Origin of the sequence: Croceicoccus pelagius (assembly GCF_001661915.1) — a bacterium.
Lineage (GTDB): Bacteria > Pseudomonadota > Alphaproteobacteria > Sphingomonadales > Sphingomonadaceae > Croceicoccus > Croceicoccus pelagius.
In genome coordinates, this window is the sequence record NZ_LYWY01000006.1 from 23,175 (window position 1) to 36,972 (window position 13,798).

General features: G+C 62.5%; 12 protein-coding genes and 2 tRNA genes. 6 read left to right on the forward strand and 8 right to left on the reverse strand.

Going from position 1 to position 13,798, the window contains the following annotated elements:
- Window positions 1-117: 117 nt before the first annotated feature.
- A tRNA-Gly gene (locus tag A9D15_RS00415) sits at window positions 118-191 on the forward strand.
- Between the two features lie 61 nt (window positions 192-252).
- On the opposite strand, the gene A9D15_RS00420 is transcribed toward A9D15_RS00415, so the two are convergent.
- Window positions 253-328, reverse strand: a tRNA-Val gene (locus A9D15_RS00420).
- 86 nt (window positions 329-414) lie between these two features.
- Here A9D15_RS00420 and A9D15_RS00425 point away from each other — a divergent pair.
- Both A9D15_RS00425 and A9D15_RS00430 read left to right on the forward strand, forming a co-directional pair.
- The gene (locus A9D15_RS00425; RefSeq protein WP_082924158.1) at window positions 415-2,133 is read left to right on the forward strand and encodes a mechanosensitive ion channel family protein; all 1,719 of its coding nucleotides are present in this window, start codon (window positions 415-417) and stop codon (window positions 2,131-2,133) included.
- 44 nt (window positions 2,134-2,177) lie between these two features.
- On the forward strand, window positions 2,178-3,236 hold the full coding sequence (locus A9D15_RS00430; RefSeq protein ID WP_066760714.1) for an RNA-binding protein: 1,059 nt from the start codon (window positions 2,178-2,180) through the stop codon (window positions 3,234-3,236).
- Here the strand turns inward: A9D15_RS00430 and A9D15_RS00435 are convergent.
- From A9D15_RS00435 to hemF, 3 genes are all read right to left on the reverse strand, one after another.
- Window positions 3,233-5,323 (reverse strand): RelA/SpoT family protein, encoded by a 2,091-nt coding sequence (locus tag A9D15_RS00435; RefSeq protein WP_066760719.1) that lies wholly within the window; start codon window positions 5,321-5,323, stop codon window positions 3,233-3,235. The genes A9D15_RS00430 and A9D15_RS00435 overlap by 4 nt on opposite strands.
- Window positions 5,324-5,473: 150 nt before the next feature.
- Window positions 5,474-6,601 carry an MlaA family lipoprotein gene (locus A9D15_RS00440; protein WP_229660343.1) on the reverse strand — a complete coding sequence of 376 codons (1,128 nt, stop codon included), beginning with the start codon at window positions 6,599-6,601 and terminating at the stop codon, window positions 5,474-5,476.
- A gap of 231 nt (window positions 6,602-6,832) precedes the next feature.
- Window positions 6,833-7,690, reverse strand: coding sequence for an oxygen-dependent coproporphyrinogen oxidase (gene hemF / locus A9D15_RS00445; protein WP_066760722.1), 858 nt, complete (start codon window positions 7,688-7,690; stop codon window positions 6,833-6,835).
- Window positions 7,691-7,736: 46 nt separating this feature from the next.
- Between hemF and pdeM the strand changes: the two genes are divergently transcribed.
- The gene (pdeM, locus tag A9D15_RS00450; protein ID WP_066760725.1) at window positions 7,737-8,435 is read left to right on the forward strand and encodes a ligase-associated DNA damage response endonuclease PdeM; all 699 of its coding nucleotides are present in this window, start codon (window positions 7,737-7,739) and stop codon (window positions 8,433-8,435) included.
- A 196-nt stretch (window positions 8,436-8,631) separates the two neighbouring features.
- A complete protein-coding gene (infC, locus tag A9D15_RS00455) occupies window positions 8,632-9,150 on the forward strand; it encodes a translation initiation factor IF-3 (RefSeq protein WP_066760726.1) in 519 nt (172 codons plus the stop codon).
- 30 nt (window positions 9,151-9,180) lie between these two features.
- Here infC and A9D15_RS00460 read toward each other — a convergent pair whose 3' ends face one another.
- Window positions 9,181-9,573, reverse strand: a complete 393-nt coding sequence (locus tag A9D15_RS00460; RefSeq protein ID WP_066760728.1) for a VOC family protein — start codon at window positions 9,571-9,573, stop codon at window positions 9,181-9,183.
- Between the two features lie 113 nt (window positions 9,574-9,686).
- Between A9D15_RS00460 and A9D15_RS00465 the strand changes: the two genes are divergently transcribed.
- Entirely contained in the window at window positions 9,687-11,060 is a 1,374-nt protein-coding gene (locus A9D15_RS00465; RefSeq protein ID WP_066760730.1) for an SLC13 family permease, read from the forward strand.
- On the opposite strand, the gene mltG is transcribed toward A9D15_RS00465, so the two are convergent.
- From mltG to A9D15_RS00480, 3 genes are all read right to left on the reverse strand, one after another.
- The gene (gene mltG / locus A9D15_RS00470) at window positions 11,057-12,031 is read right to left on the reverse strand and encodes an endolytic transglycosylase MltG (protein ID WP_066760732.1); all 975 of its coding nucleotides are present in this window, start codon (window positions 12,029-12,031) and stop codon (window positions 11,057-11,059) included. The genes A9D15_RS00465 and mltG overlap by 4 nt on opposite strands.
- Window positions 12,032-12,036: 5 nt before the next feature.
- A complete protein-coding gene (gene fabF / locus A9D15_RS00475; RefSeq protein ID WP_066760734.1) occupies window positions 12,037-13,296 on the reverse strand; it encodes a beta-ketoacyl-ACP synthase II in 1,260 nt (419 codons plus the stop codon).
- 123 nt (window positions 13,297-13,419) lie between these two features.
- Window positions 13,420-13,656 (reverse strand): acyl carrier protein, encoded by a 237-nt coding sequence (locus A9D15_RS00480; RefSeq protein WP_047821044.1) that lies wholly within the window; start codon window positions 13,654-13,656, stop codon window positions 13,420-13,422.
- Window positions 13,657-13,798: the final 142 nt, after the last annotated feature.

Here is a 13,798-nt window from a genome sequence, read left to right on the forward strand (position 1 = left end):
CCAAGTGCCTGAATTTAAAGGTTTGCGATCAAATCTTGGCCAAAATATCCGTCCAACACGGTTTTTTTGAGGTCCGGAGGTTGGATCGCAAATAAAGTCATTATTCTTCAATGACTTGCGGGTGTAGCTCAATGGTAGAGCAGCAGCTTCCCAAGCTGACGACGGGGGTTCGATTCCCCTCACCCGCTCCAGCGCATATGTTACAGCAATGTCAGGAAATCCACGCCGCGCGATCATTCTCGCGCCGGGTGATGGTGGGCGGTGAGGGGCTCGAACCCCCGACCCTCTCGGTGTAAACGAGACGCTCTACCAACTGAGCTAACCGCCCTTGCCCGGGGGCGCTTAGCGCAAAGTAGTGCGCTGGGAAAGACGAGTTTTCGTGAACGAAACGGCGCGGTCCGCGTTCGATCATACATGATCGCAAAAATTGCAGCTTTCCGCCGATCTTGGCTTATCGTCGTTTTTGCTCTCAGCTTCGTAATCTGTCTGGCGGCTCCGGATGTCTCATTCGCCCAATCGGCAAACTCGTCGTCCGAGCCTTACGTCTATGAAGTCGATGCCATCAATCCGGGGGCGGGCAACACCTTCTCCGGCTCTGATAACGACACGCCGCAGGCGTTGATGGAAGCGTTCATGGAGGCTGGACGGAACGAGGACTGGCGCAAGGCGTCGGGGGCTCTCGACCTGTCCTATCTTCCCGTCTCCGAACAGGCGGCCAAGGGGCCGGAGCACGCCCGCAAGCTGCATTCGGTCATCAAGCGGGCGATGACAACCGACTGGGCCGGCCTTCCCGACCGTCCCGACGCGGTCGATGTGACGAGTTCCGACAAAAACCCGATGGCAGGCATACCTCGGCGAAACCTGATGCTGGCGCGGGTCTCGACCTCGGACCGCAGCGTTTCGATCCGGATGCACCGTCTTCAGGTCGATGGGGGCGAGCCAGTCTGGCTTTTCGCAAGCCAGACGGTTGAAAACGTGCCTGAACTCTACGAACGTTTCGGCCCCACCGAGTTCGAGCAGAAGATGCCGCCATGGCTACGCGCACCCGCGTTCTGGACGCTGGCGTGGTGGGAAGTCATCGCGATCCCGCTGGTCCTGCTGGTCGCTCTTCTCGCCGCCGCCGCGACCTGGGCCGGTATCCGCGCCTTTTGCCGCAAATTTGGCAAGAAACTTCCCGGACGCATCCTGGCCGCCATGAAGGCGCCTGCCGCGATTCTGGCGTTTGCGGGGACATTCGCGGTTGTCAGGCGCATTGTTTTCACCTTTTCGGGCGCGATCAACACGCTGCTCGATCCGCTGCAAACGCTGCTGATCGTCATCGCTATTGCTGCGGTGTTCCTTGCCGTGATCGAGGCGATCCTCGACATGGTGGCCGACAGTCAGATCGACGATCTCGGCAAGCCGGAACACGAGAAGGATCGAAATTACTACACCACGCTTTCGGCCATCCGCCGCATCGTCATCGTGCTCCTGATCCTTCTCGGGATCGGGATCGTGCTCATCCAGACCGACGTGACCGATACTCTCGGCTTCTCGCTTTTGGCAGGCGCGGGCATGTTCTCGCTCGTCCTTGCCTTCGCCGCACGCCGGATGCTCAGCGATATCATGGCCTCGATGCAGATCGCCTTTGCCAAGACCGCGCGGATCGGGGACGCCGTCGAGTTCAATGGAGAGTGGTGTTACGTCGAAAAGATCGGCTTTACCCACTTGCGCCTGCGCACATGGGACGATCGCCGCATCATGGCGCCGGTCGCCTCGTTCGTGCAATCGAGCTTCGAGAACTGGACCAAGCAGGACGCGAGCCTTCTCAAGCTCGCCCACCTGAGGCTCGACCACCGCGCAGATGTCGACGCCCTGCGCAAGGAATTCGCCAGATTCGTGGATGACGAGGATGGCATCTGCGACAAGGAGAATGCCAAGATACAGGTGGTCGACCACGACGCGACCGGCATGTGGCTGCGCCTGATCGCGCGCGCCCCCGATCCGGCGACAGGTTGGGACATGCATTGCCGGATGCGCGAATACATGCTGGCTGCCGCCGCACGGCTCGATGCAGCTGCCGGGAACGAGCCTGCCCCCGCCTACCTCCCGCGCGAGCGCGAGGTTCGGATCGATCTTGCGGACAAGGGCTGATCGAGGGCTTGCACGCCGGGCGCAGCGCGGCAAGTCTCGGGCCCATGAAAATCAGGACCTTGCTCGGCACGCTTTTCGCTGCTTCCGCCCTCACCGCCCCTCTCGCCGCGCAAGAGGTCGAGGACGTCGCGCTAACGCCCGGCGGCGTGGTGAAGGCTGCCGATCCGTCCGAGTGGCGCGACATTCCGGCCGAAGACCTGCTGGTCATGACACTTACGCCCGATGCCGCTGGAAAGACCCGCGAAGTCGTGATCCAGTTGATGCCGGAACCGGTCTCCAGCGCGTGGACCCAAAACATCCGCACGATGGCGCGGGCGCACTGGTGGGACGGGCTTTCGATCTATCGCTCGGTCGACAACTGGGTCGTGCAATGGGGTAACGGCGAGGACCCCGAAAACCCGGAGCCGAAGCCGCTTCCGGGCGGCATCGTGCCGACGAGCGAAGACGCCTACACGATCGCCTGGCAGGACGGCCCGATCCGGACGCTTTGGGGGGCCAGGGGTCGCCGCGAAGTCGAAGCGTCGAGCCAACTTGCCCCCGCGCGCAAGAGAGACAACTCGCCCGATTTCAGCGACCCTTATTCCGATGCATTCAGCTATGTCCGCGGACTTCCAGTGGCGGTCGAGCTCGGCTCTTACGAGGTAAGTGATGGCAAAGCCCCCGTGATGACCCGCCCGACCAGGGTGTGGCCTGTGCACTGCTACGCCTCTGTCGGCGTGGCGCGTGACCTCTCGCCCGATGCGGGCACCGGCGCGGAACTCTATGCCGTGATCGGGCACGGCCCGCGCCAGCTCGACCGCAACATCGCGGTCGTCGGCAAGGTGATCGAGGGGATTGAGCACATGGCGATCCTGCCGCGCGGCACGGGCGAATACGGCGTTTACGAAACCGAGGCCGAACATACACCTATCGTCTCGGTGCGGCTCGCCAGCGACTTGCCGGAGCAAGAACGCCCCCGCTTGCGCTATCTCGACACCGACAGCGCGAGTTTCGCGAAGTATGCCGATGTGATCGCCAACCGAAGCGATGATTTCTACAAGGTCGCGGCAGGCGGCGCAGACGTGTGCAATGTGCGTGTGCCGGTAAAGAGCGTCGAGGACTAGATCCGGTCCGCCTGCGCGACCGCGTCACTGGCGCGCAGGGCGCTGATGATGCGGGTCAGGTGCGCCAGATCGCGAACCTCGATCCCGACCTCGTAAGTGCCGAACAAGTCGTCGCGCGACTGGAGCCCCAAATGTGTGATGTTCGCGTGGTTCGCCGCGAACACGCCCGTCATTTCCGACAGGGTACCGAGCCGGTTGTAGAGCATGACGCGCAAGTTGCCTGTCGCCCCGTCGCTGCGCGGGTCCCATTGCAGGTCGATCCAGCGCTTTCCGTCCTCGTCGGCCAGCATCATGCAGTCGATCGAGTGGACCTCGACCTTGCGGCCTTCCTTGATGCCGACGATACGGTCGCCGGGGACGGGATGGCAGCAGGTCGCCAGCGCGAACTCCGCGCTCTTTGGAAGGCCGCGCAGGCGAACCGAACGCGCCGGGGCGTGCCAGAAACTGTCGTCGGGAAGTTCTGCCGCGCTACCGGGGACGAGCGCCTCCATCACCTGCTTCTCGGTCAGCTTGGCACTGCCAATCGCCAGCATCAGCGCGGTCTCGTCTTCGAGATCGAGCCGCTTGAGCGCACCGCTCAAAGCTTTTTTACCGATCTTCATCGGCATTCGCGCGACGATGGAATCGTACAGCTCGTGCCCGATGCGCGCGGTTTCCTCGCGCTCTTTCAGGCGGACCGAACGACGTATCGCGGCGCGGGCCTTGGCGGTGACCACAAAAGAAAGCCACGCCAATTGCGGCTCGCTGTCCGGCCCCTTGATGATCTCGACGATATCGCCATTCGCCAGCGGCGTACGCAGCGGCATGTGGCGGCCGTTGATCTTGCAGCCCACCGCGCTGGCCCCAAGGTCGGTATGAACCGAAAACGCGAAGTCGACCGGCGTCGCTCCCTTGGGAAGCTGATAGAGCGCGCCCTTTGGCGTGAAGGCGAAGATGCGGTCCTGGTAGATTGCCAGCTTCGCATGTTCGAGCAGTTCTTCCGCATCAGCAGCGGTATCGAGAATCTCGATCAGGTCACGCAGCCAGCCTACCTGCCCGTCCGGCGTGCGCCCGCCCTGCTTGTAGGCCCAGTGCGCGGCAAGGCCGAACTCGTTGGTCCTGTGCATCTCCTGCGTGCGGATCTGCACTTCGACGCGCATCGAGTTTTCATAGACCAGCGAGGTGTGCAGCGATCGATAGCCGTTCGACTTGGGCGTCGAGATATAATCCTTGAACTTGCCTGGAATCATCGACCACGTCTGGTGCAACACGCCCAGCGCGCGATAGCAGTCTTCCGGCGTATCGGTAATCACGCGGAAGGCCATGATGTCGGTGATCTGCTCGAAGTTCACATGGCGTTCCGCCATCTTCTTCCAGATCGAAAACGGGTGCTTTTCGCGGCCCGATACTTCGACATTCACACCGCCTGCGGCCAGCGCCTGCTTGATACGGAATGCAATGTCGTCGACCCGCCCGCCTTCCTGACTGCGGATCTGGGCAAGACGGCCCGTGATCGTTGCATAGGCAGCCGGCTCCAGCTGCTCGAAAGCGAGAAGCTGCATCTCGCGCATGTACTCGTACATGCCCACCCGCTCTGCCAGCGGAGCGTAGATGTCCATCGTCTCACGCGCGATGCGGCGGCGCTTCTCCTCGTTCTTGATGAAGTGGAGCGTGCGCATATTGTGCAGCCGGTCGGCAAGCTTGACGAGCAGGACACGCAAGTCCTCGCTCATCGCAAGGAAAAGCTTTCGCAGGTTTTCTGCCGCACGCTCGTTCTCGGGCATCTGCTCGATCTTGGACAGCTTGGTTACGCCGTCGACAAGCCGCGCCACTTCGGCCCCGAAATTGCGCTCGACATCGTCGATCGTGGCAAGCGTATCTTCCACCGTGTCGTGGAGCAGCGCGGTGATGATCGTTTCCTGATCAAGCTTCAGGTCGGTCATCAGACCGGCGACTTCGACCGGATGGCTGAAATAGGGATCGCCCGATGCGCGCTTCTGCGTGCCGTGCTTCTGCACGGTATAGACATAGGCGCGATTGAGCAGCGCCTCATCCGCCTCCGGATCGTAGGCCTTTACACGTTCGACGAGTTCATATTGGCGCAGCATCGTGATCCTGATGTGCGCATTCGCAGTTGCGATGCAATGACAATTTTACGCGAATGCGCCGCAGATCTGACGGCGCGTGACGAATTGCCCCCGCGGGACGCACTTATCGTCAGATTGGATCAGGTGAGATGAACTGATCGATACAGGCGTTCAGACGGCAAAGCCGGGCTGCGGAATGGCGCCAACACGATCAGCGTCCGAAACTTCTTCCTCCATGATCGGCTCAGCCTCGGGCGAAGGTTCGATCTCCGGCTCCTCGACCGTTTCCTCGACCTGCACGGCGTCCTCGTCCTGGAGAAGCGTGGTCTGCCCCTCGACGAAGCTGTCACCGTCCTGCGGGACGACCCCGGTTTCGATCTCGATGTCGCAGTTGAACTCGAGGCGTTCCTGGATTTCGCCAAGGTCTGCGGTCACACGACCGCGCAGGCGGTCGATCTCGACCTTGCGCTGGATTAGATAAAGATCGCGCGTTGCCGCATAGGGATCGCCGCACTTCTCGCGGATGGCGTCGATCTGGGAATCGGTCTCGATCCGCGATTCGAGCGAAGTCAGCGCGCCGACGGGGATCGCAAAATAGGGATCGTTGAAAGGCTTGCCCGCCACCGCCGGAACGATCGACAGGTCGACAAGGCGGCCCGCAAGATCGCGCACCGTCGTCGAACCGATGAATGGCAGATAGAGGTAAGGCCCCGAGCCGACACCGTAGTAGCCGAGCGTGTTGGCAAGACCGTTGTACTCGTACTCGAGGTTGATCGGGTCTTTTGCCGCGATGTCGAAAAGGCCCGCAACGCCCAGCGTCGTATTGATCGCGAAACGGCCCAGCGACTTCAGCGCCTTGCCCGGCTTCAATTGCAGCAGCGAGTTCAGGATGTTTATCGGCTCGCCCAGGTTGCGCAGGAAATTCCCAAGCCCCTGACGTATCGGTTTGGGCAGGGCTTCGTCGTACACTTCGGCGATCGGTTCGACCACCGCGGCGTCCACTGCCTGCGAGACCTTGAACGTGGCCGCGTTCAGCTGTTCGGCGGGATCGCCCTCAGGCGCGCCGCTCTGCCCCTCGACAATGATGACATTCTCGTCATCAGGCGCGTCGGCACCGACTTCGTCCTCGGGCTTGGCGTCAAGCGCGCCGGTGTCGAGATCGGCAATCGAATCCTCGGGCGCGTCCTGAAGCAAGAGCACGACAGGCTTCGGCATGGCCGCGATATCGCCGCGATACAGCGGCGTCGCCGCATCGGCGCGCGTCAGCGCCGGGTCTGCAACACAGTCGACGTCGCGCACGCACGCAGGATGCGGCGTCGCAAGCGAAACCGTCAGTGCAAGACCGGAAATTAGCATAGAACCCTCACGATACCCTGCCGCCACGACTCTTTGTGGGCGGGCAGGTTCCCCGAAAATGTCAGGCAACTTTCTCGCACGCGACAACGCGCGCAAGTGGCGACCACCCCGCTTACAGCAGATTAGGACCCGATGGTTAAGACCGCGTTGTCACAAATCCGGTCGAAACTTTGCTCAGGTCCAGGTCGCTTCGGGCGGAAGGCTCATCAGGATCGCGTCGATATTGCCGCCGGTCTTCAATCCGAACAGCGTGCCGCGATCATAGACGAGATTGAATTCTGCATAACGCCCGCGCCATTCGAGCTGGCGCTGCTTGTCCGCCCGGTCCCACTCCATGCCCATGCGCCGGCGGACCAGTTTTGGAAACACGTCGAGAAACGCCTCGCCCACATCGCGGGTGAACGCGAAGTTGCGCTCCCACGCCGGCAGGTCCGCACATTCGAGGTGATCATAAAAGATGCCGCCTACCCCGCGCGCCACATTACGGTGCGGAATAAAGAAGTACTCGTCCGCCCACTTGGAAAAACGCTCGTAATAGGTCGGGTTGTGCTTTGCGCAGGCAGCCCGGAACGCGGCGTGGAATTCCTCGGTGTCTTCCTCGTAGGGGATCGGCGGATTGAGATCGGCACCGCCCCCGAACCACGCCGCCTGCGTCGTCAAAAACCGCGTGTTCATGTGAACCGCGGGAACGTGCGGGTTCGCCATGTGCGCGACAAGGCTAATGCCGGTCGCGGTGAATTCAGGGCTTTCCTCGCTCGCGCCGTTGATCGACCCGGCAAACTGCGGCGCGAACGAGCCGTGGACGGTCGAAACGTTGACGCCGACTTTCTCGAATACCTCGCCCTTCATGACGCCGCGCACGCCGCCGCCCGGGTTCTCGTTGCCTTCTTCCTCGCGGCTCCAAGGAGTATATTCGAACGACGCCTCGCTTCCGGCTTCGCGCTCGATCGCCTCGAAGGCGGCGCAGATACGGTCGCGCAGGGTTTCGAACCACTCTTTCGCGGCGGCGGTCTGTTCTGTCCACTCGGTCATGCAGCAGCGCTTGCCAAACCACGGGCGCTGCGGCAATAGCGCTCTCATGGTTCCCGTTTCGTTCGCATCCTTTTCCTTCGCTAGTGAGGAGTGGCACATGGTCGATGGCCGTGCCCTCTTTTGGCCGCGCGAAAACGCGCTGCTGGTTGCCGACCTGCACCTCGAAAAGGCAAGCTGGTACGCGAAGGCGGGGCAGCCCCTGCCCCCGTATGATAGCCGCGAAACGCTCGAAAGGCTGGCCAATGCGATCAAGGCGACAGGCGCGAGGCGGGTTTTCACGCTGGGCGACAATTTCCACGACGGCGAAGGACCGGACCGGCTCGAACCGCACGCAAAGGGGATGCTCGACGCGCTGACTCGCGTAGTGGACTGGGTCTGGATCACCGGCAATCACGACGAGAAACACGGGCTGCGCCGGGCGCCGGGCGGGACGCAAGTGACCGAGATGGAAGCAGGCGGTCTGCTGCTGCGCCACCAGGCGAAACCGGGCGAGACGCGGCCCGAACTGTCGGGGCATTTCCACCCTCGCCTGCAAGTCTCGATTCGTGGCCGCCGCATCGTGCGCCCCTGCGCCGTCGCGAGTGAGAGCCGCATGGTCCTGCCCGCATTCGGCGCGCTGACCGCAGGAATGGACGCCGCCGACCCCGTGATCCGCGCCGCGTTGCAGCCTGCCAGTAGCGGCGATGCCATCGTGCCTGCGGCCGGAAAACTCCTGCGTTTTCCGCTCTGGTCTACCGCCGCATAGCGACCAATCGGCTACACCGCGGGGGCATCTGCGCAATTAGCGGCGGGTTGCCCCTTTAAATACTTTCGTTTTGGCTCTAAACCGCGCGCGACGAGGGGGGAGCCGTTTGCAAAGCCGCACTGCGGACCCCACCTATCATTAGTAGTATTCAGCCGCCTGAGGAGAAGGCCCCATATCACGTCCACCCCGCCGCTCAATTCAACCGCCGGTCAAGAGCGGGCCGCGATTCAACAATTTCATTCAGGTCGACAAAGTCCGCGTCATCGATGACGAGGGCGAAAACCTTGGGGTGATGTACACGCGCGAAGCGATCGACCGCGCCGCCGAGGTTGGCCTCGACCTGGTCGAAGTGTCGCCGAACGCAGATCCGCCGGTCTGCAAGTTCCTGGACGTGGGCAAGTTCCGCTACGAGGCGCAGAAGAAGGCGAACCTCGCGCGCAAGACGCAGAAGACGCAGGAACTCAAAGAGATCAAGATGCGTCCGAACATCGACGACCACGATTACGATGTGAAGATGAAGAACATCGTCAAGTTCCTCGAACATGGGGACAAGGTGAAGTGCACGCTGCGCTTCCGTGGCCGCGAAATGGCGCACCAGGAGCTTGGCCTCGACCTGCTCAACCGCGTTCGCGCCGACGTCGAAGAGATCGCGAAGGTCGAAGCCTTCCCGCGCCTCGAAGGCCGCCAGATGGTGATGGTGCTGGCGCCCAAGTAAGGCGCCGCACCAATATCCGCCCGTCAGCCTTCAGGTGGCGGGCGGCTCCCACAATTCGATAGCGTTGCCGTCCGGATCATGGATCCGGACGAAACGTCCTGTCTCTGGCGAATCCCATTCGTCGCACCGCTCCGTCTCGATACCGCTCTGGCCGAGACGGGCAACGAGCGCATCCAGGCCCGACACACGCAGATTGATCATGAAGCCCTTGTCGGCAGCGAAATAGTCGCTGTCGGCCTTGAACGGCTGAAACACCATCGGACCTGCTTCGGGAAACCAGAACCAGTCGGCAGCAGGGTGACCTTCCGCGTCTCCGCAACCCGGCCCGATGCCGAGATGCTGCTTGTACCACGCCGAAAGCGCATCGGGGTTGCTGCTCCGGAAAAACAGCCCGCCCATGCCGAGCACCCGTCCCTCGCTCATTACCCACTCCTTTCTTGCCCTCATCGGAAGCGAGGCTAGAACCGCGAAGGGACGAGCGGAAGGGGAATTGCGTGTCGGGGGCAAGGATCGGGTTCTGGTTAGGGCTGGCGCTAATGGCGATCACAGTCCTCTTCCCGCCGCTCGCCGGGATGGCAGCTGCCGCGTGGCACACCGCAGGGCTCGTACTGTGGATGGCGACGTGGTGGATGACGCAGGCCATCCCGCTTTCCGCCACGGCGATGCTTCCTTTCGTCGTCCTGCCGATGGCGGGTGTATCTCCGGCCAAGACCGTTGCTTCGTCCTACTATTCGCCGATCATCTTCCTGATCCTCGGCGGCGCCATGCTGGCGCTGGCCATCGAGCGGACGGGACTGCACCGCAGGCTTGCCCGCGGCCTTGTCCGGCTCGGCGGGCATAGCGCGTTCTCGATGTTGCTCGCCTTCATGGTGGCAACGGCGCTTCTCTCGATGCTGATCAGCAATACCTCGTCGGCGCTGATCATGATCCCGATGGCGCTTGCCGTCATCGCGGGCGGAGCAGCGCAGGAAAGCGGGGAGCCGGTCCAGACCGGCATCGCGGGCGCTTTGCCGATAGGCATCGCTTTTGCAGCTACGATCGGCGGGTTCGGCACGATCGTCGGCACGCCGACCAATGCCATCGCGGTTGCACTGCTGGACGAAATGTTGGGCGTGAAAATCAGTTTTGCCCGCTGGATGGCGTTCGGTCTGCCGCTGGTCGCAATTTCTCTGCCGGTCGCCGCGGTTCTCATCGCGCGGGTTCAGCGCCTGACCGAGGACCGCTTCGACGTCGACGCGGCCCGCGCCTCTCTCGCCTGCACAGATCACTGGACTCAGCCTCAAAAGCGGATGAGCGTGATCGTCGCCCTCGCCTTCGTCGGGTGGCTCGTCGCGCCTTTCCTCACCGATAGCCTGCCCGATGGCGCGTTGACCGACGGTAGCGTCGCAATCATCGCCGCACTGATCCTCTTTGTCCTGCCCGATGGGACGGGGCGCCCCATGCTGACGTGGAAAGAGGCAAACCGCGCCCCTTGGGATGTTCTGTTACTTTTCGGCGGCGGGCTGGCGCTGGCGGGCGGCATGGGGGCATCAGGACTGGCCGACTGGCTGGGCCAGATGCTCCTGCCGTTGCAAGCCGTGCCGCTTTTCGTCGTCGCAATGGCGATCTGCGCCCTGGTTATCGTGATCACCGAGTTCGCCAGCAACGTCGCAACTGGCAGCGCCATCATTCCAGTCGTCGCCGGGCTTATAGCAGCGCTTGGCGTCGATCCCATCCTGCTCGCCATGCCCGCCGCCATCGCGGCTTCGTGGGGTTTCATGCTTCCGGCCGGCACGGGGCCGAACGCGATCGCGTGGTCTTCGGGGCACATCGCCCTGCCCGCGATGATCCGTTCAGGCTTCATGCTCGATCTGGCAGGCGTGATCCTGTTGCCCGGCGTGATCTGGATCGTGGCGTTCTTGCTCGCCTAGGGGATTTCGCCCCGCTCACGCCTGATCCTGCGCCACTTCACGACGTTGTCGTTGTGGTCCGAAAGACTATCCGCAAAGGCATGTCCGCCCGAACCGTCTGCTACCATGTAGAGCGCCTTGGTATCGGCAGGATGCAGCACCGCCAGGATCGATTCGCGACCCGGATTGGTGATCGGCCCGCGCGGCAACCCGTCCATCGAGTAAGTGTTGTAACCGTTCACCGCGTCGATCTCGGACCGCTTGATACGCCGCCCCAGGGGCTTGCCCTTGGTGATCGGGTAGATGATCGTCGGATCGGCCTGCAACCGCATGCCGACCTTGAGGCGGTTCGAATAGAGCCCTGCCACCATGCGTCGTTCACTCGGCACGCCGGTTTCCTTTTCGACGATGGCAGCAAGGCTCAGCGCCTCATTCATCGTTTTCACCGGAATGCCCGGATCGCGCTTGGGCCATTCCGCGGCGAGGAAATCGGTCATCGCCTGCTGCATGCGGGCCAGCACGGCAGCGCGGGTATCCCCGCGTTCGAAATCGTAACTGTCGGGCATGACCGAGCCTTCGGCAGGCACCTCGACCTCGCCGGTCAGCAGCGGTTCTGCCATCAGGCGTTCGTGCACCATGATCGAGGGTAGACCCTCTGGCACGGTGACCATGCGGCGGATCACTTCGCCGTGCTGCAAGGTATCGAGAATGTTTGCCGGGCTGGCGCCCGCGGGCAACATGAATTCGCCCGCCTTTACCGGATCGCCGCTGCCAAGGATCTTGGCGCGCAGGAGGAAGGCATCGGACGAGGCGATCAGCCCTTGTTCTTCCAGCTTGGCCGCAGTCGAGGTCAGCGACGCGCCCGACGGCACGATGAACGCAGTGTCCTCTTCGATGGCGGAGGCCGCGTACCAACCGGATGCGAACCAGCCCGCAATGCCCGCGATGGCGACGACCGCCACCGCGAACAGCACGAGAATTCCGCGTTTCATGACGCTTAGTCGACCGCCTTCATGATCAGCGAGGCGTTCGTACCGCCAAAGCCGAACGAATTGTTCAGCACGGCCTTCACTTCACGCTTCTTCGCGACCTTGGGGACAAGGTCGACACCTTCAGTGCCTTCGTCCGGATCGTCGAGGTTGAGCGTCGGCGGAACGATCTGGTCGCGGATGGCAAGAATGCAGAAGATCGCCTCAACCGCGCCCGCACCGCCCAGAAGGTGGCCGATGGCCGACTTGGTCGAGCTCATCGATGCGCCGCCAAGGTCGTCGCCCAGCACGCGCTTAACCGCGGCCAGTTCGATCGTGTCGGCCATCGTCGAGGTGCCGTGCGCGTTGACGTAGTCGATGTCGCCTTCGCCAAGCCCCGCCTTCTTGAACGCCATACGCATCGCGTTTTCCGCGCCCTTACCTTCGGGGTGCGGCGCAGTGACGTGGTAAGCATCGCCCGACAGGCCATAACCGACGACTTCGGCATAGATCGTCGCGCCGCGTGCCTTGGCGTGCTCGTACTCTTCGAGCACGACGACGCCCGCGCCCTCGCCCATGACGAAGCCGTCACGGCCCTTGTCATAGGGGCGGCTGGCCTTTTCCGGCGCGTCGTTGGACGAGCAGTTGAGAGCCTTAGCCTGCGCGAAGCCTGCAATGCCGATCGGGCATATCGTGCTTTCCGCGCCGCCTGCCAGCATGATGTCGGCATCGCCGTCCTTGATCATGCGCGCCGCGTCACCGATCGAGTGCGCGCCGGTCGAGCAGGCCGTAACCACCGCGTGGTTCGGACCCATGAGGCCGTACTTGATCGAGACCTGCCCCGAGATCAGGTTGATCAGACGTCCGTGGACGAAGTGCGGGCTGACGCGGCCCGGTCCCTTGTTGGCCAGAACCAGCGATTCGCTTTCGATACCCGGCAGACCGCCGATGCCCGAACCGATCGAGCAACCGGCGCGCAGTTTGGTTTCCTCGTCCATGTCGAGCAGGCCTGCGTCTTCCAGTGCCTGACCGGCAGCGTCGATGCCATAGACGATGAACGGATCGACCTGACGGCGGATCTTGAAATCGACGCGCTTGTCGGGATCGAAACCGTATTCGTGATCGGCGGGCTTCACTTCGCAGGCGATCGTGCACTTCTGGTCGGAAGTGTCAAAGCGAGTGATCTGTCCCGCGCCGCTCTTCCCGGCGATCAGGTTGTTCCAAGTCGTTTCGACATCGCCACCAAGCGGGGTGACGAGGCCAAGTCCGGTTACGACGACACGGCGCATCTTAGTATCTCCGGGAAACTCTTCGCGGCAAATCCGCTACAAACGCAACAGGCCCAGCCCAGCGGGCCGAGCCTGTCGTTGAAGGCCCGATCCGCTATTGCGGCGGGCAGAACAAACGGGTGATTAGCCCTTGTGCTCTTCGATGTACTTCACGGCGTCGCCGACAGTCGTGATCTTTTCGGCAGCGTCGTCCGGGATTTCGACCCCGAATTCTTCTTCGAAAGCCATGACCAGCTCGACGATGTCGAGGCTGTCCGCGCCCAGATCGTCAATGAAGCTCGCATCCATAGTCACCTTGTCGGCTTCAACGCCCAGGTGTTCGACGACGATCTTCTTAACGCGTTCCTCGGTGTCGCTCATTGATAACCCTCTCGGTAAAAGCGGTATGTTGAAACTCGCCGCTTGCCCTAGTCAAGCGGCACAGGCGTTGCAAGGGGAATGAAAACGTAATGATCCCTTCTTCACAACCCTGCTCGCGCGGCGGTAGCGTCAGGTGCGCTTC

Bases quoted from the DNA above. Each gene is read 5' to 3' on its own strand.
- A9D15_RS00425 (WP_082924158.1), top strand. From the start codon at position 415: ATGATCGCAAAAATTGCAGCTTTCCGCCGATCTTGGCTTATCGTCGTT.
- A9D15_RS00430 (WP_066760714.1), top strand. From the start codon at position 2,178: ATGAAAATCAGGACCTTGCTCGGCACGCTTTTCGCTGCTTCCGCCCTC.
- A9D15_RS00435 (WP_066760719.1), bottom strand. From the start codon at position 5,323: ATGCTGCGCCAATATGAACTCGTCGAACGTGTAAAGGCCTACGATCCG.
- hemF (WP_066760722.1), bottom strand. From the start codon at position 7,690: ATGACCGAGTGGACAGAACAGACCGCCGCCGCGAAAGAGTGGTTCGAA.
- pdeM (WP_066760725.1), top strand. From the start codon at position 7,737: ATGGTTCCCGTTTCGTTCGCATCCTTTTCCTTCGCTAGTGAGGAGTGG.
- A9D15_RS00460 (WP_066760728.1), bottom strand. From the start codon at position 9,573: ATGAGCGAGGGACGGGTGCTCGGCATGGGCGGGCTGTTTTTCCGGAGC.
- A9D15_RS00465 (WP_066760730.1), top strand. From the start codon at position 9,687: ATGGCGATCACAGTCCTCTTCCCGCCGCTCGCCGGGATGGCAGCTGCC.
- mltG (WP_066760732.1), bottom strand. From the start codon at position 12,031: ATGAAACGCGGAATTCTCGTGCTGTTCGCGGTGGCGGTCGTCGCCATC.
- fabF (WP_066760734.1), bottom strand. From the start codon at position 13,296: ATGCGCCGTGTCGTCGTAACCGGACTTGGCCTCGTCACCCCGCTTGGT.
- A9D15_RS00480 (WP_047821044.1), bottom strand. From the start codon at position 13,656: ATGAGCGACACCGAGGAACGCGTTAAGAAGATCGTCGTCGAACACCTG.